Annotated in this window: 12 protein-coding genes and 1 pseudogene; all 13 read right to left on the bottom strand. The window is 44.8% G+C overall.

Features of this window, described 5'->3' with window-relative positions:
* Positions 1-12 precede the first annotated feature (12 nt).
* The 13 genes and pseudogenes from M495_RS07495 to M495_RS07435 all read right to left on the bottom strand — a co-directional run bounded on the left by M495_RS07495 (position 13) and on the right by M495_RS07435 (position 22,451).
* Positions 13-3,738 carry a glycosyltransferase gene (locus M495_RS07495; protein ID WP_020826035.1) on the bottom strand — a complete coding sequence of 1,242 codons (3,726 nt, stop codon included), beginning with the start codon at positions 3,736-3,738 and terminating at the stop codon, positions 13-15.
* Positions 3,738-5,180, bottom strand: a complete 1,443-nt coding sequence (locus M495_RS24640) for a class I SAM-dependent methyltransferase (protein ID WP_081667698.1) — start codon at positions 5,178-5,180, stop codon at positions 3,738-3,740. The genes M495_RS07495 and M495_RS24640 overlap by 1 nt, the downstream gene beginning before the upstream one ends.
* Positions 5,170-6,399, bottom strand: coding sequence for an ABC transporter ATP-binding protein (locus M495_RS07485; protein WP_020826033.1), 1,230 nt, complete (start codon positions 6,397-6,399; stop codon positions 5,170-5,172). The genes M495_RS24640 and M495_RS07485 overlap by 11 nt, the downstream gene beginning before the upstream one ends.
* Complete coding sequence (locus tag M495_RS07480; protein ID WP_169534191.1) at positions 6,399-7,193, bottom strand: ABC transporter permease; 795 nt, start codon at positions 7,191-7,193, stop codon at positions 6,399-6,401. Before M495_RS07480 ends, M495_RS07485 begins: the two co-directional genes overlap by 1 nt.
* Positions 7,194-7,195: 2 nt before the next feature.
* The gene (gene cpsG / locus M495_RS07475) at positions 7,196-8,569 is read right to left on the bottom strand and encodes a phosphomannomutase CpsG (protein WP_020826031.1); all 1,374 of its coding nucleotides are present in this window, start codon (positions 8,567-8,569) and stop codon (positions 7,196-7,198) included.
* Positions 8,570-8,584: 15 nt separating this feature from the next.
* Positions 8,585-9,997, bottom strand: a complete 1,413-nt coding sequence (locus M495_RS07470) for a mannose-1-phosphate guanylyltransferase/mannose-6-phosphate isomerase (protein WP_020826030.1) — start codon at positions 9,995-9,997, stop codon at positions 8,585-8,587.
* Positions 9,998-10,634: 637 nt separating this feature from the next.
* Complete coding sequence (gene galE, locus M495_RS07465) at positions 10,635-11,651, bottom strand: UDP-glucose 4-epimerase GalE (RefSeq protein WP_020826029.1); 1,017 nt, start codon at positions 11,649-11,651, stop codon at positions 10,635-10,637.
* Positions 11,652-11,847: 196 nt separating this feature from the next.
* Positions 11,848-13,214: pseudogene (cpsG, locus tag M495_RS07460) on the bottom strand (phosphomannomutase CpsG).
* A 1-nt stretch (position 13,215) separates the two neighbouring features.
* Positions 13,216-14,640: a mannose-1-phosphate guanylyltransferase/mannose-6-phosphate isomerase gene (locus M495_RS07455; RefSeq protein WP_020826028.1), complete on the bottom strand. Its 1,425-nt coding sequence runs from the start codon at positions 14,638-14,640 to the stop codon at positions 13,216-13,218.
* Positions 14,641-14,937: 297 nt separating this feature from the next.
* A complete protein-coding gene (locus M495_RS07450; RefSeq protein WP_020826027.1) occupies positions 14,938-16,320 on the bottom strand; it encodes a TolC family outer membrane protein in 1,383 nt (460 codons plus the stop codon).
* Positions 16,321-16,322: 2 nt separating this feature from the next.
* Positions 16,323-17,654, bottom strand: a complete 1,332-nt coding sequence (locus M495_RS07445) for an HlyD family type I secretion periplasmic adaptor subunit (RefSeq protein ID WP_020826026.1) — start codon at positions 17,652-17,654, stop codon at positions 16,323-16,325.
* A gap of 54 nt (positions 17,655-17,708) precedes the next feature.
* Positions 17,709-19,475: a type I secretion system permease/ATPase gene (locus M495_RS07440; protein ID WP_020826025.1), complete on the bottom strand. Its 1,767-nt coding sequence runs from the start codon at positions 19,473-19,475 to the stop codon at positions 17,709-17,711.
* 384 nt (positions 19,476-19,859) lie between these two features.
* Positions 19,860-22,451, bottom strand: coding sequence for a beta strand repeat-containing protein (locus tag M495_RS07435; protein ID WP_041414368.1), 2,592 nt, complete (start codon positions 22,449-22,451; stop codon positions 19,860-19,862).
* Between the last annotated feature and the right edge of the window lie 60 nt (positions 22,452-22,511).

The raw sequence follows: 22,511 nt of genomic DNA, 5'->3' as shown, positions 1-22,511 counted from the left end.
ACCGTGTAAAAATCAATTCTTTTTTAAAATAGCATTCAATAATTGCATTGCACTTTGTTCCCAAGTTGACCATTTTAAACCGGTTACATCGGGGACTCCAGCGATACTCTTCAATCTAAGCCATTCATTCACCGCGTCAGAAAGATCGTTCGGAGATAAACCATCAAAATAGAATGCACTATCACCAGCAACCTCTCTGAACACTGGAATATCTCGTGCAATTATAGGTTTTCCATATTGAGCTGCTTCAATTAATGGCAGACCAAAACCTTCACCAGTGCTCGCCGCAATCAAACAATCTGCAGCACCATAAATGCTTTCAAGATATTCATCACTAACATCAGACAACCAGAAAAGTTTATGATTCAACTCATTATGATGAGAAATTCGGTTGATTAGTTGTTCAACCATCCACCCTTGCTTGCCTACAATTACAAGATTAATATCTTCGCCATTATTCCAGAGTAATTCAAAAGCGGCTAAAACTTGAGCATGCTGCTTGCGGGGTTCGACCGTGCTAACCATCAAAAAAGTTGTCCGTTTAGACATTTTTTCAAGCACATACTCAGAATCCGCGAGTTTACCATTTGAAGGTACTGAACTGACTAAATCCGCCCCTAAATGGAACCATTGAATATCAAATGAATATTTCCTATCTGGATACTGAACGCAAACCCAATTAGATAACTCATTGGCGACGGTTTGAGAAATACAAATTGCCCCATCAAACGTGGTGATACAATTAAGCCACATTTCATAAGTATCTTTTGCACCGGGGAAAAATGACTCAGGTGCTAATATTGGCAATAAATCATACACAACGAAATGTACGCCGATACCACGACGATGTATATCGTGTAAGAAACTCTGCTTAGACTGTACAATATTTGGCTGAAGATCGAGCCCCAGAAAAATATCTCCCGCCCAGGCTTCGATTGGCGCATCTTCAGTCCAACCTGACGGTATTCCTAAGAAAGCACACGTAAAACTACGGGCATATCGATAACCGTGGGAGGATTCAGTTGCATATACTGGTTCAACAACCCACCCTTCTGGCGGGTTTTGCAGTAACTGGTTAAGAATAGCTCTAACAACACGCTGAATACCGCTTTTAGCATCTCTTTGGACAAGTTCAGAGACATCAACTAATAATTGTTTTTTCCTAGGTTCAGGTTCGTAGTTATTGGTAATGGCTGTAGCCAGCTTCAAATACTCTCCGGATATATCATCCTCCGCCTCATTAATAATGCTATCAACCAGTTTTTGAGCGCTGTGATGCGAATTATTAAAAAACTTCTCAATAGCCATCTTATATTCTTCAGCGCAAGCTCTTGGCTTATGTAATATTCTGATTTTATTTATAGCGGCAGATTTTAAACGTTCTCTATAACCAATATCATTATAAAGTAATTTAAGAATATCAATAAGATCAATCTCAGAAAAATCATCGACTAGCTTCGCAACGCAGGAATCATCAAGGTCCGCCATAGAACCATTAGCATTAACTATCGTTGCTAAACCATAATTCATACAATCTAGCACAGTGCCTGAAGTTTCCCCACGAGAAAGCGTCCGAAGCTGGACCCCAACATCAGCGGCAGCGAGCCACATTTTATAATCATCAGCTTCGGCCCAACCGGTGATTTTTATTCTCTTTCCATTTTTGCTTTTCTTAATTAGCCTCAGTAAATCTTCACCATATTTGCCGTTATGGTTTTCGCCAACAAACACAAGATGACACCGTTCATTATCTGACAATGGAGAATTTAACCAAGCAGTAAGTAGTTTATGATTTAGTTTTGTCGGGCCTAACAAACCAAAACTGCAAACTACAAACGCATTTTCGTCAATCCCGAGTGTTTCTCGTGCTTTTTTACGCGGCACATCATAAACTGGGACTCTCAAGTGAGGAATTAATGCCCAGTCAGAAGTGATGGTATGCCCATATAATGATGAGGCTAATCTTCTAGAAAAATCAGAATGAACAATAACTCCTACAGAGCTTTGCAATACCGATATATTACAAGGGTATTTATATACAACATCCGCGGTGTCTGCTGCTTTATATCTCATAAATACAGCAGGCCACCCTCCTGATTTATGTAACTCTTTACTCCAAAACCCCGGAATTTGTGCGGTAGTAACGTCGACATGAGCAACAACCCCGGAGATGAAAAAATCATGGAGAACTACAACTCCTGGATAATCATTCAATAGTTTGAACATATGTCCATGAAAAGCAGAATTACCGAAGTGGTATAATATACGCTCATATTGAGCAGCATTTTCTTCGAAGTATTTGATGTCTCTTATACTGCAGTTAGAAGTAACGTAGGGTTCTATTACTTTTTCATTCTGCGCAATGATTACATCAATGACATAGTGCCGACTAAGTTCAGATATCAACTCAGCACTGTAGTCTGCAATGCCGCTTTTAGCCGGTGGCAATGGCGATATATAAGCCAATCGTTTCCGATTATTGGAGGGGGAAAGTTTGCAAGATGATTTATTAGCTGTATTTTCCTCTTGAAATTTCTCCAGTGCTTCCCATGCACTCTTCGCAGAAATACCCCACGAGAAATTTTGAGACTGTGATTCAGCATGTTTTTCCAACGATGCTTTAAAATCTTTGTCTGTTAAAACCTTCGCTATCTTGTCTGCTATCTCTTGGCTATCATATGGATCAAACAAAGCCTCTTCATTACCAATTACCTCAGGGATGCTTGATCTATTTCCCCCAATAACAGCCTTTCCGCAACACATTGCTTCTAATACAGGTAAACCAAAACCTTCATGCCAAGACGGGAAAACAAAAAATTCACAGGCATTATATAGGGAAATTAAATCCGACTCAGGAATATAACCGGTAAAGATGACATCCTGTTCATTCAACCCATATATTTTACACAATTGAGTTAATCGAATTCGATCCGTTTCCTGGATAGAGCAGACAATAGCCAACTGATGATCAGCTCTCAGTTTTTCAGGCAACAACGAGAAGGCCTTGAGCAATCCTTCAATATTTTTTCTGTGATCAATCCCACCAGTATACATAATGAATGGGGTATATAATTTGTATTTATCAGAAAGAGCCAAACGCTCAATTTCGGATAAATTTATTCTTTTAAATTCTTTATCACAGGCGGTTGAGATATTGATGACATCTTTCTTATCGAAACCTAGGTAACGAACGGCTTCACCTCCTGAGGAGTTTGAAATTGACAATAGCATGTCAGCTCGCCGTAATTGATCAATTTTATTCAAATACCAATTTTCGACCATACTATTTTCTAAATATACTTCTTTATGTATTAATGGAATAAGATCATAAAGAATCACTGCGGTAGGAACACTAGTTATAACACTTCCAATACTTGTTACAGCATCATCGGACAACCCTTCAAACAATGAAGTAATCAACAGCACATCTGGAGATATTTTTTTTATAAAATCCTCTCTAATTTTCTCCGAAATTTTTCGCCGTTGAACATTACTTTCATCTAAAGCATTTACTGGCCCCACCCCACTCCACACAATAATATTTTCGGTCGGCAAATAGCGACTAAAATTCCGGCGGATATTATCAATACTGTTAGGCAACATACCGTTTAACAAAAGGATAACTTCATGCTTTATGTTCAATGCAAGCATATTTTCAATTAAGTCTGAGGTATAACGCCCGATGCCCCTTTTGGCGTTGCTCGCTTGCAGTCCTTGCATATCTATTACTATACGCATTAACGGTTCCTCATGATATCGCTGGAACTTTTTTTCTTTAGAGCTTTGTAAATTTCTCTAGCTTTGGGAGACAAATCAGACTCTTCGCTTGAACTACAATTTTGTGGATTAGATAAAATCGACTGCCCATAAGATTTATAGTATATTTTCTTGGCAAAGTCATAAAAACCCATCTTATTTACAATTCTCAATAGAATTCCTTTTAGTTTAGGTTTCCTATTTAAAATACGAATTCCAACTCTAAAAAAGCCGACTAATTTTCTTTTCAGATAAGATTTGCCTCTTTGGATAAGACTCTTAAAGCTATTTATTTTTAATGCATTAATACAACAACGTAATACTCTAGAAACGGCACGAACCGGAGATGTTAATTTCCATGATGTACTTGAGTAAATCAAATTAATCATATTCCGGCTATCAGCATGACGCTGAGACTCTACACTCAGCTGATTATTTAACTCGGATAGCTTCACTTTTAAATCGGAATTTTCTTCTCTTAAGTGTGATAGGAAAAGCTCAGATAGTTTTTCAAACTCCCCGGACTGCGGTGTTTGATTTATCTCTTGTCGCACCTGCTCAATCTCACTCTCAAGTTGATTAATTCTTTTTATTTTTTTGTCATATTCCAAGAGGTTCAGCTTACTCACAGCATCATCTAAACTTGAAATTTTCTCATCCCTAGTTTTGAATGAGTTTTCTAAATATTGATTAAACTTATTTGATAACTCTTGTAATCCAATTCCGTAGTTGGCATCAAAGGCGGCATCTAGCAGGCTTAATGAGGCTAACTCACCTCTTTTTTGAGCGACAACGCTATAATCAGGACTAACACCACCAAGAACATCGATAATTTGAATATTTTGTTTAGTATTTAGGCTCTTATCCTCTTGGAGGCGTAATATTTTAGTACGCTCAAATCCTTGATGCTCTGTAAGAAAACCTAATAATAAACTTGGAATAGGGACTATATGTGTTGGATCAAGATAGAAATTATTGGTTGATACAATAATATTTTCAGGGTTAGGCGTTTCCATAATCAGTAGACCACCTGGTTTTAGCACCCTGAAAGACTCTTCAACCAATCGTTTGACGTTATCAAACCCAATATGCTCAATCAAATGGAAAGATGATATAATGGCAACTGAATCATCGGGAATATTTTCTAAAAATGAAATCACATCCCCTTTTTCAACATTTAGACCAAGATCGTAACAGTATGAAAGCATCCCATCGTCTAGATCAATTCCCTTTCCATCAAACTCAAGGGACTTCATAATTTCTAGCCATTCCCCTCGGCCACATCCCAGGTCAATAATAGTTTCACCAGGATATAAATTTCTGAATGGCAAAACGAATGGCATATAAACACTCAGTCGTTCTTTTATTGATTCACGACTCCCACGATGTTTATTCTCGAAGGAACTGTAAAAACTATCTTTCATTAATGTCCACCTCCGCAGGTAACCAAGATACTCCTACAAATGTGTCTTTATTAACATTTATCACATTAAATACAAATGCTAAATCTCGCCATTCATAATTTTTGTTAATATGAGTATCGCGATCGTGAAGAGCAACTGCAATTGAGTAGTTACCCTCACCTAAATTCATATCGAACTTGAAATAAAATTCTATTTCTTGCCCTGCATTTAGATCACTTAACATCTTACCAAGATGATATGTATTGGTTCCGAAAATAGGTTGTCCCAGCCGGTCTTTTATCATATAGCCAAGAACAAGTTCAGGGATATTACTTTCGACTTTTACGGTTATTTTTAAATTAACACGATCACCAACACTGATAATTTCAACAGGCTTATTATCAAGTGAAAACAAACCAATATCCTTTATTTTAGCATCTCCGGAGCCAGAAATTGTTTGAAGCTGCCCAGATTCTGTGAGTTCTTGTTTGACCGTTCGTGTTGTTCCCGATTTTTCCGCAAGCATGGCATTGTAGTAGTCCATAATTGCTTCAGGTTCACCTTCTTTTTCTATTCTTCCTGCATTAAGCAAAATTGCTCTGTCGCAGATAGACTGTATTGCGATTTTGTCATGAGAGACGATTAACAACGTGGTCCCCTCACTTCGGAACCTACGTATACGATCAAAGCTTTTATGTTGGAAGTAAGCATCACCTACTGATAAGGCTTCATCTACAATTAATATATCGGGTCTCACGGCAGTGGCAACACTAAATGCCAAACGCATTTGCATACCACTAGAGTAAACCCTAACAGGTTGGTCTATGTATTCGCCAATTTCCGCAAACGCCTCAATTTCAGGCATTAACCTATCTATATCGCTGTTATTCAATCCTAATAATTGACCAGACATATAGACATTTTGTCTACCTGTAAAATCAGGATGGAAGCCCATACCCAATTCGAGCAACGCTGCAACTCGACCTGTTAGTTGTATTTTACCAACAGTCGGTTGGATAGTACCTGTGATTAACTTTAAGAGTGTACTTTTTCCTGCACCATTTATACCAATGATACCGACAGCTTCGCCAGGACGTACCTTAAAGGTAATATCATTTAAAACCCAAACTTTCGAATGCTTAACAACATTATAAGGTGAAATCCACTCAATTAAACGACCAAAGCGCGATGAATATTTTTTATAGGCTTTGCCAACACTATCAACTGAAATTTGTCCCATTATAATTCATCCACCATATCTGCTGCATGCTTTCTAAAAAGGTGCATGCCTAAAATACATAGAGCAATAGCCACCACCATTACTGGCCAGATACTACCCCATTCGATCGGCTGTTGATGAATAACAACGCGCTGATAATTATCAACCAAAACTGCCATCGGATTGTATTTTAGTATACCCTGAGCCCATACTGGCAATGTAGCTAATACATAGACGATCGGGGTAAACCAAAACCAGAACTGCAGCAACACAGTGACAAACTGTCCAACATCACGGAAGAAAACATTGACAACCCCCAGTACCACGCCCAAACCTAATGCAAATACGACTTCAATCATTAGTAGCGGAATTATTTCCACAATAGAGAGAAAATGGAAATTTCCGGTAATAATCAAAAATATAATAAACAGAGAAAAAATGATGGAAAAATTTATTATCGCTGATATAACCACAATAATTGGCAAGCATATTCGGGGGAAATTTAATTTCTTCAATAATCCTGCACTTTCTATGAAGATATTTTGGCTTCTACTAATAATCTCAGCAAACAAACCCCATGTAATTATCCCTACACATAGATAAATACTGTAAGAGTATGCACCTCCCGTTCCAGGAAGTCGCGTTTTCATTACTTGAGAGAAAATTAATGTGTAAACCAAAATCATTGACAAAGGCTGAAGAATGAGCCAGGTCGCACCTAGCATGCTCATTTTATAACGAATTTGAAACTCTCTTTTTACGCTACCAAGAATAAATCCTCGATAACGATAAATAGTCAACAGTAACTCTTTCAAAATTATTCCCCACCAAGGAGCGTCAAGATCTCACCCGTTTTTTCATTCATCAGACCGATGTCTCCCTTAGATTCTACATTCAGTCGTACAACGGGTTCAGTATTCGATGTCCGTAGATTAAAGCGCCAGTCGGAATATTCAATGCTGATACCATCAGTTAAATCAACTCGCAATGCGTCTCTTTCATAAATATCCCTTATGCTTTTTATTTTCTGAGAAGCATAACTTAACTTTCGATTTATCTCACCAGATGCTGGATAAGCCTGAATTCTGTCCTTTACCAACTGACTTAGCGGCATCCCTTTAATAGAAAACAAGGAAGACACCAACAACCACGGGATCATGCCACTATCACAATAGGCAAAATCCCGGAAATAATGATGCGCACTCATTTCACCGCCATAGATGGCATCTTCTTTTCGCATGCGTTCTTTGATAAAAGCATGCCCCGTTTTGGACATGACAGGAATACCACCGGCTTGATTAACAATATCGATGGTATTCCATGACAAGCGGGGGTCATGAATAATCTTGGAGCCTGGATTTTTTTGCAAGAAAGCTTCGGCCAGAAGACCAACTATGTAGTAACCTTCGATAAAGTTGGCTTTCTCATCAAACAGGAAGCAACGGTCAAAATCACCGTCGAAAGCAATCCCCATATCAGCCTGATTCTCAAGTACAGCTTTCGCTGTGTCAGCACGACATTCCGGCAATAATGGATTAGGTATTCCATTAGGGAAATTACCATCCGGCAGATGGTTAACTTTGACAAAAGACACAGGGACATTATTTTGTTTAAATCGACGCTCTATTTCATCGACAACATGTCCTGCAGCACCATTTCCGGAGTTAATCACCAGCTTCATCGGTTTCAATGTCGAAGTATCAATATAGCTTAGCAGGTGATCAACATATTCCTTCAGGACTGATATTTCCTGATAGCTCCCGCGTTCGTTTTCCACAACAGAAGGGAACGAATTTTTTTCGGCCAGTTGTTTAATTGCCAACAGACCGGTATCACCACTTATCGGTTGTGCATTCGCACGAACCAGTTTCATGCCGTTGTAATCCATTGGATTATGACTAGCCGTAACTTCGATACCACCGTCCATACCCAGATGGAAAGTCGCGAAGTACACTTCTTCGGTGCCACTCATACCAATGTCATACACATCAACACCAGCATCTCGCAATCCGTTAGCCAAGGCCAGTTTGAGTGATTCACTGGTCAACCGCACGTCTCCACCGACAATAACTCGCTGCGGTTTCAGATATTCACCATAAGCTCGACCAATGCGGTAGGCAATATCTTCGTTTAACTCATCACCGAGCCGGCCGCGAATATCATATGCTTTAAAACAGGTTAAGCTACTCATTAAAACCTCAGAAATTTAGCAACGACCGTAATGATCTTTAATGCGAATAATGTCATCATCACCTAAATAAGAACCAGCTTGTATCTCAATCAATTCCAACGGAATATTCCCTGGGTTTTCTAAACGGTGAACAACGCCAATAGGAATAAATGTGGACTGATTTTCAGTTAGCAAAAAGGTTTTATCTCCAGTTGTTACTTTTGCCGTACCCGCAAGTACCACCCAATGTTCAGTGCGATGGTGGTGCATTTGCAAAGAAAAAGCTTCACCTGGGTTGACAGTAATGCGATTTACATTAAAACGTTTTTCATCCACAAGAAGATCGCAAATGCCCCATGGGCGATAAACTTCACGGTGTCTTCTATATTCACTACGTTTATGCTTTTTCAGATGTTCTACGACTTTTTTGACATCCTGAACCTTGGATTTGTCGACAACCAGCACAGCATCCTTGGTATTCACTATCACTAAGTTGTCTACACCTACAGCGGCAACCAACTTTTCATCAGTATTGATATAGCAGTCTCGGGTATTATGCAGGAAGGTATCGCCAGTCAGCGCATTGCCGGCATCATCCTTTTGACTGACCTCCCACAATGCCGACCATGAACCAACATCACTCCAACCGGCATCCAGCGGGATCATGACAGCATCATGGGTCTTCTCCATTACCGCATAATCAACCGATTCGTCGGGGCAACTGGAGAATGCATCATAATTGACATTAATAAAGTTTTTATCGCACTCAGTGTCGGTTAAAGAACGACGGCATGCGTCAATAATGTCTGGGCGAAACTTCTCTAACTCTTCCAGATATCGCTTGGCACGGAACATAAACATACCGCTATTCCAGAAGTACTCTCCGGAATCCACATAGGTCTGTGCTGTAGCGAGATCGGGTTTTTCAACAAAACGCTTTACGCTAGATGCTACAGCATTTTCACCAGAGCTTTCGCCTCGTTGGATATAGCCATATCCTGTTTCCGGTCCGCTAGGCACAATACCAAAGGTCACAAGACTCTGACTGGCGGCATATGGTATTGCGGCTTCAATAGCGTTATGAAAAGTTGCAACGTCTTTAATGATATGGTCTGCAGCCAACACCAACATGATAGGGTCATGCCCCTGGGCGACAGCATTCAAGGCAGCCAAAGCGATCGCCGGCGCCGTATTGCGGCCAATAGGTTCAAGAATGATGTTATGAGACAACATGTCAATTTGACGCAGTTGCTCAGCTACCATAAAGCGGTGATCTTCGTTACAGATTACGACAGGTTCGCTAACCTCAACTCCATCAAGACGTTTTAACGTTTCCTGCAGCATTGAATGCAAGCTATGCAAACGTAAAAACTGTTTTGGATGAAGTTCGCGGGACATCGGCCATAAACGGCTACCCGTGCCACCTGCCATAATTACCGGTAGTAACATTTTTTATCCTTATAACACTTAGCTATATAGAACCATAAAATCGAAAAGAACGAGAAAATGCATCACATTAAGGAGCTGCACTTACTACGTATTGCATCTTACTGTTAGAGATATAACGATGTAGGACTCATCACAAAGGCTACAGTCTCGTAGTCTGTGAATGAAGCGAGTTCAAGGGGTTAACTTGACCTTTTCCAGGTCCTGCCACTAAAAAAGTGCACGCTACCGCCCTTGGCTCAACAGCTACCAATAGACTGATATTGAAATGATTTTTTATATATTCTCACATTACGTCACGCCGCTAAAATCCAGTCATAACGCAATGAGTCACATTTTTGCCATCTTCGTAGGTTAAATAGGACAACAGCGCAATATTTTTGTTGCGTATGCTATCACCTTACCCATCAAAACACCTGTACATTATCCCTTCTTTCAGGCTTATCTGAAAATGAATGCTCATTAAGCACGCAGAAAAATACTTACCCTGCATCTACAATACAAATCAAATAGTTAGCAAGGTAATTATTTTAGTGTGTGCGAGAATTAAGGATATATCTTAGACATATGATTGCAGCCGTAAACTACAAGCTGCAATCATGAGATGGAGAAATGACCGCACTATCGCGTGAGAAGTGAGTTATTTGCAGTAACCTTGGGGATTATTCTTTTGCCAGTTCCAGGTGTCATGCATCATCTCATCGATGCCACGCCGAACTTCCCAACCCAGTTCCTGTCGAGCAAGATTCGCATCGGCCCAAAATGCAGGTAGGTCGCCATCACGACGAGGTAGTATTTGATACGGTATTTCCACGCCCGATGCTTTTTCAAAAGCCTGCACCATGGACAACACCGAGTGCCCTACCCCTGCCCCTAAATTGTATGCTTTGAAGCCATCACCCCTCTTCAAGTGATCCATAGCCATCAGATGCCCCTCAGCCAGATCCATCACGTGAATGTAATCACGCTCTCCGGTACCATCTTCCGTAGGATAATCCCCACCAAAGATACCCAACTTGTCTAGCTTGCCAATAGCTACCTGGGAGATATAAGGCAGCAAATTATTTGGAATGCCATTTGGGTCCTCACCTATCACACCCGATTCGTGAGCACCTACCGGATTGAAGTAGCGCAGGGCGATAATGGAAAATTGCGGCTCCGCCTTAGTGAAATCCTGCAGAATTTGCTCAACCATCAACTTTGAAGTGCCATAAGGACTGGTAGTTCCGCCAATGGGTGTTGTTTCGACATAAGGAACCGGTGAGTTCGCACCATAAACCGTTGCAGAGGAACTGAAAATAAACCTGGTCACACCGGCACGACGCATTTCATCCAACAGAACCAGCGTACCAGCAACGTTATTCTGATAGTACTCCAGAGGCTTACGAGTCGACTCTCCTACGGCTTTCAGGCCAGCGAAATGAATTACAGCGGTAATATCATGGGCATCAAAGATGCGATGTAGGTACTCAGCGTCTTGGATATCTCCCTGATAAAACACGGCAGCTTTACCCGTTAACTTTTCGACGCGATGCAACGACTCTTTTGATGAATTCGACAAATTATCCAATACAATGACATCGTCACCACGCTCCAGCAGGCTCAGAACGGTATGAGAACCGATATAACCGGCACCACCTGTAACTAAAATGGCCATAAAAATCCTTATTCGCATCCATGTATCTGAAATAAAAACTTTTTCATCAAGCCTGGGAATTTTTACACAAGGGTCTTAACCCAAGTATCGTATTGAACCATACCTAATCATCAAGATTCAGAGTGTATATACCAGCATTATGAAAAAGAGCTGCCTCAGCAGCTCTGTGTATTCAGATCACCATCGTTGATATTTCTTAACGTGATAACATTGCTAAAATTTCGTCGGTCTTCTCTTGCATCAACGCCACGTCAGCACGCGACTCCACGTTTAGGCGAACGACCGGCTCGGTGTTGGATGAGCGCAAGTTAAAGCGCCAGTTACCAAACGCCATGCTGATGCCATCGGTGTAGTCAACCTCGCCTGCCTGCGCCAAGTAATATTGCTTGACGCTTTCAATTGAAGCCGCCGGCTGGGTCAGTTTGATATTGATTTCCCCTGAGGAAGGATAAGCCGCAATGCGGTCCTGTACCAATTGCCCCAGGGTTTGCCCCTTAACACACACCAATTCAGCCACCAGCAACCACGGGATCATGCCGCTATCACAGTAGGCGAAATCACGGAAATAATGGTGCGCGCTCATTTCTCCGCCATAAATGGCGTCTTCCGCACGCATGCGTTCCTTGATAAAGGCATGCCCGGTTTTCGACATTACCGGCACTCCCCCGCTTCACTCACCACATCGATGGTGTTCCAGCTCAGACGCGGGTCATGAATGATTTTTGCACCAGGCTGTTTTTGCAAGAAGGCTTCCGCCAGCAGGCCGACAATATAATATCCCTCAATAAAGTCGCCTTTTTCGTCAAACAGGAAGCAGCGGTCAAAATCGCCGTCGAAGGCAATTCCCATATCTGCGCCATGTTCGCGCACTGCATTGGCGGTGTCCGCACGACATTCGGGTAATAACGGGTTAGGGATACCATTCGGGAAGGTACCGTCCGGCTGGTGATGAACCTTGATAAACTCCAGAGGGACGTTCAAAGCTTTGAGGGAAGCTTCAATGGCGTCTACCACATGTCCGGCTGCGCCGTTACCAGAGTTGATAACCAATTTCAGTGGCTTAAAGTTTGCGACGTTCACATAGGACAGCACATGTTGAACATAATCGGCCAGCACATCCTGACGAACATAGCTGCCACGAGTTACGGCCGGTGCAGGAAATTGGTTTTTCTCCGCCAATTCCTGGATAGCGCGCAAGCCGGTATCACCGCTGATAGGGCGTGAGCCCTCACGAACCAGTTTCATCCCGTTGTAGTCGATCGGATTATGGCTAGCGGTCACTTCCACACCACCACCCGCTTTCAGATGAGTGGTGGCAAAATAGACCTCTTCGGTGCCGGTCATACCAATGTCGATCACGTCGGTACCAGCGTCTTGCAGCCCCTTTGCCAAAGACAACTTCAAGCTTTCACTGGTCAGCCGTACATCGCTTCCAAGGACAATAGTCTTTGGCTTTAAGAACTCGCCATAAGCGCGCCCAATACGGTAGGCGATATCATCATTCAGTTCCTCACCCAACTTACCGCGAACGTCATAAGCCTTAAAACATGCTAACTTTTCCATTTTATTTTCTCCCATACCGGTCATGCAATCGCTCAATGTCATCGTCGCCAAGATATTGCCCGGATCTGACCTCAATCATCTCCAAGTCAATTTTCCCTCTATTCTCAAGGGTATGAACACTACCTGCGGGGATAAAAGTAGATTGATTTTCTGTTAGGTAAAACTCTTTATCATCTACCTGAACTTTAGCTGTACCGCTAACTACTACCCAGTACTCGGAACGATGGTGATGACGTTGAACAGACAATCCCTCCGACGGACGCACAACAATTTTTTTTACTTGGTAATAATTACCGTTGTCAATCTCGCTAATCTTTCCCCAAGGCTGGTATGAAGAAGAGTGTTTACGGAAGTGGTGAAGCTTGCGTTTCTTAAGCTCATCCACCACTTTCTTCACATCTTGCACCCTATCTTTACTAGCAATCAGCAATGCATCGTTAGTATTGACCACAATCAGATTATCAAGCCCAATAGTAGCTACCAGTGCAGACTCCGAAGAAATATAGTTGTCAGTTGAATCTATGGATATAATTTCGCCAACATTTACGTTCCCCAAGTGATCTTTTTCTGAAACATCCCACAGTGATGACCAGGAGCCTACGTCACTCCAACCAGCATCGATAGGAATAACCACTGCATCACCTGTTTTTTCCATCACCGCGTAATCTATCGAGTCACTTGGGCAGTGCTTGAATATTTCCTGATCGACACGGATAAAGTTCATATCGCGCTGACTATCCGCGACGGACTGTTGCGTGGTACTAAAAATTTCCGGACTGAACTGTTGCAGCTCTTGCAGGAATTTATCAGTTTTGAACATGAACATGCCGCTGTTCCAGCTAAACTCACCGCTTGCCAGGTATTCAACGGCCTTGTCCAAACTAGGTTTCTCGACAAATGCATCGACTTTGAAGCATTCGTCAGAGAGCGCACTACCGCGCTTGATATAGCCATAACCCGTTTCCGGGTGCTCTGGAATAATGCCGAAAGTCACCAAATGATCTTCGCTGGCATGCTGAATGGCCGTTTTTATTGCCGAGTGGAAATTATCCACCTTTTTAATCAAATGGTCGGCAGCCAAAACCAGCAATATGCTGTCTTCGTCTTCTTCTGCAGCCAGATGAGCAGCCAAAGCCACCGCTGGAGCGGTGTTGCGCCCAACAGGCTCTAAAATAATATTAGTGGCAAGTTGATCAATTTCGCGTAGTTGTTCCGCAACCAGAAAACGATGGTTTTCATTGCAGATAACCAAAGGTGCAGCCACTTTAACCCCATCCAACCCAGACAAACGCTGCAAAGTTTGCTGCAGCAAACTGAACCCACTGTCATCTATAGAGAGGAATTGTTTTGGAAATGATTCGCGCGACAGCGGCCACAGCCGGCTTCCAGTGCCACCGGCCATAACCACAGGAATTAGTTTTGACATTATTAACCCTTTACCCAGTCGTCGGTCTTAAAAATGAGAGCACGACGTAGTGCCCATCAACCCACAATTATAAAAGTCATACAATTATGTATATATTAAAATCATACCCCACCCTAAGCCTCTGAGCACCCATAATGAAAGACGCGGCTACATTTTCCGAAAACTGGACCATTCTGAGTCAGGGCAAGAGCGCTACTGGCCGATAACATAACGTATTGAGACAAAAAAGAGCAGCTTGAGGCTGCTCTTTCAGACAAATACTCATGGTGAGTATTTGAACCATTTATCCCTACCCGGTCAACGATTCATAGAGAAATACTGCGCCACTCGTTTTACGTCCTTTTCGTCAAGCGTTCCAGAGTCGCTCAACAGGGTGATCCAGGACTTTATGTAGGTGTACTTAGCCGAAGCCAGGTCTCGCTGCGCGCTGTAAAGTTGTTGCTCGGCATTCAGCACATCGACGTTGACGCGCTGCCCTGCCAACACGCTCTGGCGGGTGGCCGTTACCTGCGTTGTCGCAGATTTTACCGCCAGTTCATACGCCGCTAATTTTGCGCGACTACTGATGCAAAGATTGAACTGCTTACGCAGATCGTTAAGCGTGGTACCGACTTGTGCATCCATTTCATACATCGCCTGCCCATAGCGTGATGCCGCCTGGCGAGTCGATGCTGATACCCCACCGCCGGCATAGATCGGCACACTCACCTGCACGCCGATACTGTCGGTGCGGTATTTTTGGTTAACCGTGTTATCACTGCTGGAGTCATTTTCCGAATGCGAAGCATAGAGCTGAACCTGCGGCATAAAGCCCGCGCGGTTTCTCTCCACTTCATACTTGGCGGCATCAACGCCATGGCGCGAGGCAGCCAACATCGGGTTATTCTCCAGGGCAATTTTTTGCCACTCTTCAAATTTGGAAGGGATTAACGGCGCCACCTGGAATTTACCGGGGCGCAGTACCTGTAGCTCATCCAGTTGATCGAGCGGTACGCCAATAATCACCTCCAGCTCGCGTTGTGCCGCATCCAGAGCATCACGTGCCTCAATTTCCTGCGCCTCTGCCAGACTGTAGCGCGCCTGGGTCTCTGAAACGTCGGTAATGGTGCCTTCACCCGCGCTCATTAAGCGATCGTTTAGCGCCAATTGCTCTTTGTAAGCCGCCTTTTGCGCTGAGGCCAGCGCAATCTGGTCTTTGGAGTAAGCCACTTCAACATAGGCGGAAATTACCCGCACGGCCAGATCAAGATACTTACTGCGGTAACGCTCATCTGACATCAGCGTTTGCGCCACGCCGGCCTTATAACGCGCATAGGCTTCATAATCGAACAACGGCTGTGTCAGCGTTATCGAACTGGAATAGCTGCGGTACTGTTGCCGCTTGGTAACCTCAGTAAGAGCGTCGCTAAAAAAACTTTCGCGCTGCTGAGACTTTTGTGTCTGCCAGTTACGTGGCGAATTCTGGTAATTGGCCGACACCTTCGGCAGCAACCCCGCCCTGCCGATGTTTTCGTTTTCATCCCCCGCTTCTTTTTCTTTTATAGCCGCCCGAAAGGTCGGATCTTTTTCAAGTGCCAGCGAATATGCGTCTAGAATCCCTATCGAATGAACCGGCGCAGATATCGCAAACAAGAGGGTACTGATAGCAAGGCCAGCAACCTGTCGTTTAAATTGAATCAAAATTATTCCTCGGTTAATGAAGTATGAGCGCGATCCAAAATAGGTTTAAACAAATAGCTCAGCAGTGAGCGTGACCCTGTCTTCACGAACACCTCAACAGGCATACCCGGCTTAACATCCTCCCCACCCAGCATTTTCATGCCTTCTGGAGATACCGTGACCTGCATTTGGTAGTAGGGTTCGCCATTGGCCTTGTCAACCAAACGGTCGGCAGAAACCAATGTCACCGTCCCCGGGATTTTCGGGGTTTTGTTCTGGTTGAAAGCGGTAAACATCAAATCCACCGGCAACCCGTTGTACACCTTGTCAATCAACTCTACCTTCAGGCGGGAATCCACCACCAGCGTAGCCTGACTGGGTACAACGTCCATCAGGTGGTCACCCGCTCCCACGACGCCCCCCTGAGTAAAGATATTTAATCCGACTACGGTGCCATCCACCGGCGAGGTGATAGCGGTGTTGCCGAGATCAAAATTCGCCATTTCCAGTTTGTTTCGGAATTCACTGGCGTCCATCTGCGTTTGCGCCAGTTGGGTTCTGACCTCGCGCTGGTAGTCGGCAAAACGCTGATCGATCCGCTGCTGAGATTCCTGCAGCTGTTTTTGTACTTGGCCGATCCGCCCGACGGTTTCATCGATGCTGCTGTTAACTTCCGCAAACTGACGCTGTACTTCAAGATAGCGGTTACGCGGTAAATAGCCGTCGGCAGCCAGTTGTTTCATGCTGTTCATCTGCTCACGCAGGCTGGAAAGCTGGATCTGCTTGTTGACCCTGGAATCCTGCAGGCCTTTTAGTTGGAAGCGCATACCGTCCATCGACTGTTTATAACCGTCGACTTCGCTTTGCAGCCCCTGACGGCGCGAGGAGAAGAGCTGGGTTTGCAGCGCGATGATCTCGGCAACCCGCGGCTGAGCCTGAAGTTGTTCGAAGACCGGCGAGAAAGTCACTTTGCTTAAACCATCACGTTCAGCAAGCAAGCGGCCTTCGGTGGCCAGAGTGGTGTAGTATTGATCGCGCAGAGAATCAACCTGCGCCTGCGCCTGTACCTGACTCAGTTGCACCAATACTTCACCGGCTTTAACCCTGTCGCCTTCTTTTACGGTGATGCTTTTAATGATGCCGCTGGCTGGCGCCTGCACGGTCTTGCGGTTGCCGGAAACAATCACCGAGCCTGGCGAAGCAACCCCTTTATCCAAAGGTGCAAATGCAGCCCAGGCGAAAAAACCAAACAGGCCAAGCCCCACCACCAACCATCCCATGCGGGTAAAACGCCGCTCGTCCTGTGGGATCTCTTCTGAATACGAGTCTTGCGGCTCGCCAATGTGCGTAGACATACCAACTCCTTCGACTGCAGGCGGCGCTGTGGCCCCGCCCGGCAAGTTCACGGCTTAATTAATTTGAGTTTTTGGGATATTGCCTTCGTCCGGCTCGGAATTGACCGCACGCACGGCTTGCTGTGGAGTCTGCGCTTTTTGCGCATTGGCCAGGGCTTGCAGAACCTGCTGCGTTGGGCCAAACGCATTGACGCTACCGTTGACCAACAGCAGCAGCTTGGTGGTCATCGACAGCAGGTTGGTGCGATGAGTAATCAGAATCACCGTTTTATTACGCTGCTTGAGGAACAAAATGGCCTGATTCAGTGCCTTCTCACCGGCGTCATCCAAATTGGAGTTAGGCTCGTCCAACACGATCAGAGATGGATCGCCATACAGCGCACGCGCCAGGCCAATTCGCTGCTTCTGTCCGCCGGATAACCCTGCCCCGCCGTTACCGATGATCGAGTCGTAACCATTAGGGAAGCGCAGGATCAGTTCATGCACCCCGGCCAGCTTGGCGGCTTCAATAACTTTCTCGGAGTCGATATCGTTAAAGCGAGCGATGTTTTCAGCGATGGTGCCGGCAAAGAGTTCGATATCCTGCGGCAGGTAGCCAATGTAAGGCCCCAGCTCATCTTTATTCCACTGGTAGATATCAGCATTATCAAGACGCACAATGCCTTCACTGACTGGCCAGATACCGACCAGTAAACGCGCCAGCGTAGACTTACCGGAAGCGCTTGGCCCGATAATCCCCAGCACGTCGCCCGGTTGAATAGCAAAGCTGACATTGTGCAACACCGCATCGGCTTTTGATCCCGGAGGGGTGGCGGTGACGCCTTCGACCGAGATGATCCCTTCTGGACGGGGAAGCGACATCCCCATTCCGCGCGGTGGATGCTTATCAAGCAGTTTGACCAAACGCTGATAGGACAGTTTGGCTGAGCTCCAGCTTTTCCAGACGTTAATCACCTGCTCGATGGGCGCCAGAGTACGCCCCATCAAAATAGAGCCCGCGATCATCATGCCGGGGGTGATATGCCCATCAATCGCCAACCATCCCCCTAGCCCCAGGACCAATGACTGCAGAGAGAGACGAACAAATTTGGTGATGGAACTGACGGTGGTCGCGCGCTCGCTGGCAACACGCTGGCTATTGAGAAATCTCTGATGCAATCCAAACCAACGTCGTTTTAGATTAGGCAGCATGCCCAATGCTTCGATCACTTCAGCATTGCGCAAATTGGTACTTGCCAGGCTGCTGGACATGATCGATAACTTGCTCGCTTCGCCCAAGGGTTGCTTGGACACCATTTCGTTGACCACCGCCAACGCAACCAGCAGCAATGAGCCAACCAGAGCAAACAAACCCAACCACGGGTTGAACAGGAAAATCACCAGTAGGTAAATCGGGAACCAGGGCGCATCGAAGAAAGCAAACAGTGCGCTGCCGGTCAGGAACTGCCGTACGGTAGTCAAATCGCCCAGCATCTGCCCTGCATCGGAAGAACCATTCTTAAGGTTAGATTCGTAGGCTGCCGTGTAGACACGCGTATTCAACCGCATGTCCAATTGGCTGCCGATACGGATCACCACCATGCTGCGCACATACTCCAGCAGCGCCATCATGCCGAACATTCCCAGCATAATAAGCGTCAGCATCAGTAAGGTGATTTCATTGCGCGAAGGAAGCACCCGGTCATAAACCTGGAGCATATAGATTGAAGGAACAAGCATTAACAAGTTAATAAATGCGGTGAATATGCCAACGGTCCAAAAAACTTTACTGCGTGTCCGTATAACATCCGCAATTTCATTGCGCGGTATAAATTGATTCACATTCTGCCCTTACATCATGTGCACTGTCAGCCCAATCCGCATTGATTTCTTCTAAGGAAATTCCTAAAAAAACAAAAATAAAGAAAATCCTAAAGAAGCCTCCCCAAACATGCTCGAGACTGCAGATACTTTTTTTAACTATAGGTAGAGAAAGCACATATCAGCAAGGCAATACGTAAAAAAAAACCGCAGAAACATTTGTTAGAAACGCAGGGAAAACAACAAGATGAAAGACATGATGAAATATGAGGGAATTATGAGGAATGGAATAAGTTAGAGATAATGACGCCGATCACAAAATAAAACAATACGGGAAGTTTGACCTCCCCGTATTATTTAACTAATAACAGTTTCAATGGAAACTATTAACCTGCAGAGCTTACCTTATGCGTAATGCAAAGTATCCAGCAGTTGCTGATGGTTTTGCCCTGTCAGGTAAACAACGCTGTCGCTAGTATCCAGCGTGTGGTTATTGTTGTTATCAATAATCACATAAGAGCTGGCATTATCGCCAGTACCGCCAAACACTACTGACGCCACACCCACTTTAGCCGTCAGTGCGTTGCTGCTACCGAGACCGAGGATACCGCCCAACAGGCCAATAACACCGTTGGTCAGGCCGCCAACCAGAGTACCCAGCAGCGCATCCAGAGTATCAGAAGCACGGGTGCCGTAATCCGCCACCGCAGTGCCGCTGGTATTGCCGGAGATGGTCAAAGCAGAGGCTGCATCAACGATCTTGTCTTTGGTGCTGTCAAAGTCGGTAATGGTAACACCGGCCTGAGTGGTACTGGACTTCAGTTCATAGGTATTCACACCGTTGCCACCGGCCAGGGTTGTGTTACCCAGGACGTTGAAGCTGTCAGCCGCGCCGGTCCCTTCGACAGTCAGTTGATAACCGTTCAGGCCTAAAGCGGTAAGTACCGGAGCCAACAGCCCTGTAGTCACGGCACTCAACGGCAGGATGTTAAGCAATTGAACGATAATACCGTCACCGGTACCGGCATGGTTTGAGTTCAGATCCAAACCACCAGTATTAGCAGAAGCGTTAATATCACGCACGTTACTAAAACCACTGCCCACAGTCAGATCCAGTAAGTGATCGCCTGTAACAGCAATGTTTTGCACCTGAGCATTTGTGCCAGTCAGTGACAAGATATTGTCAAAACTACCGGTACCGCCAGACGCAATGTTCAGCGTGCTCAGTACAGTTGGCAACAACAGACTGCTGCTGCTGTTCAGAGCCAGTGAACCGGCATTCACATCGGTTGAACTAACGGCATCGAAAGTGACGTTAAAGTGGTCCGTGGCATTCTGCAGGAAAGTAATTTCCACACTACTTGCCGCCGTCGCATTACCGGTCACTTCCAACTGCGCGGAGTTACCGCCGGCAGCATTAATCACTTTCACTGCCTCGGCCAAACCAGACAACACAAAACCTTGTGAGCCAATAGTGGAAGTTGCTGCCTGATTGACCGTGGTGCTAAGAGTCCCAGTAAGGCTTGATTCTGAGGTGGCGCGCCCAGTTAATACACCAAAGTCAAAGGTATGGTTGGCAGCCGTTGAACCACTGCTTACCGTCGCTTTGCCAATATAACCAGCCAGGTCAATTTTCTCAAAGTTAGAGAATTGTGAGGAGTTGGTGGTAATCGTCGCCGTACGAGCCAGAGCGTTCCCTCCCATCACCACGTTTTTGGTAATAAAGTTGGCCGAAATGGTATCAACCCCATTACCACCGTTGGCCTGGATGTTGGCACTTACCGTGTTAGCACCACCAACCGCGGCATTGCCTAACCATTTCAGGCTGTCATTACCTTCGCCGAGGTTAAACTTGGCCGTCGAAGTTGCAAGGCCAACGTTTGCATCGGTAGTAACGAGAACATCATCAGCACCAGAACTGGCGTTAAGAATAACGTTGCCGTTATTCACAGTAATGTCCACACCCGGGTTGACGCCATTGTCTGACAGGTTAACCGTTGCTGCGCTGGAGCCGTTAATAGTCAGATTCGCCAGATGATCGGCGAACTTCAGGTTAACTACACTGGCCGCGTTGGCGTTTAACAACACGTTTTGCAGTACGGCGGTTTCAGCATTACTGATCTGGTGTGAAGAACCGGTGTTAACCGTGCCGGTGGCATTACCGCCAGCCGCTGTTGCCGTGAGTGAGGCAGCAGTTTTATACAACAAGCTGGTGCCGATATCGAACTCAAACCCATGTTGTTGAGTGACTGTAGTTGTATCAGTAGCGGTTGATGTTCGTAAATCATTAATGATTGCCTGAGCAATCAAAGCTTTATCAGAACCTAATGCAGAATATATCGCAAGTTGCTGGGCTGTTGCTCCAACACCGTGAACTAAGGTATAAACATGCTGAATATACGCATCACCAGAAAGTTGCCCTACTTTCTGTTGATATTCAGGGGTAAGAAGTTGTTTACGAATTACATCAGCATAGCTGGTGCCTCTTTGTAAATCTGTACTCCAGTATTTCAATCCGCTAGAATCAACTTCTCTTCCTGGAATGCCCAGATATAACGCCGCAATTTGCTCTTGGAGATTCAGTGCAGGCAAACTGGCCGTAGAAGAATAGAGGATCGAGTTAATTTTGTTGGTGAATGCAAGTTGTGAACTCAGCAGTGATGAGTCAAAGCCTTCATAATGCAGAACATTGTCTACTAAGGAAGCAATCACATTAGGTAAACTACCAGTAGTCAGGAGATCTGAAACTGTACTCGAACTCGGTGTTGAACCATATACTAAGGTATAAACCTTCGTGACAATATCCGAGTTACTTTTCCCTTGAAAGAGGGTTATCCCTTCGGCACTCGCCAACAGTGTGCTGACAAAATTAGCCAAAGTATACTGACCAGTTTCTAATTGCTCACCAAAATTCTTAAAAGAATACTCACTGGGATTTCGACCCAAGACCGCATAGAAAATCGCAGCAGCGGTTTGCTGATTTGCTAGAGAAGCCATAAATTACCCCTTTAGAAAGACCAACCTCTAACTCATCCGACCTAACGAATGAAGAGGGAA

The sequence above is a fragment of the Serratia liquefaciens ATCC 27592 genome (assembly GCF_000422085.1).
GTDB lineage: Bacteria > Pseudomonadota > Gammaproteobacteria > Enterobacterales > Enterobacteriaceae > Serratia > Serratia liquefaciens.
The sequence above is the reverse complement of the archived record's forward strand: the minus strand, read 5'-3'. Positions and strand labels throughout refer to the sequence as shown.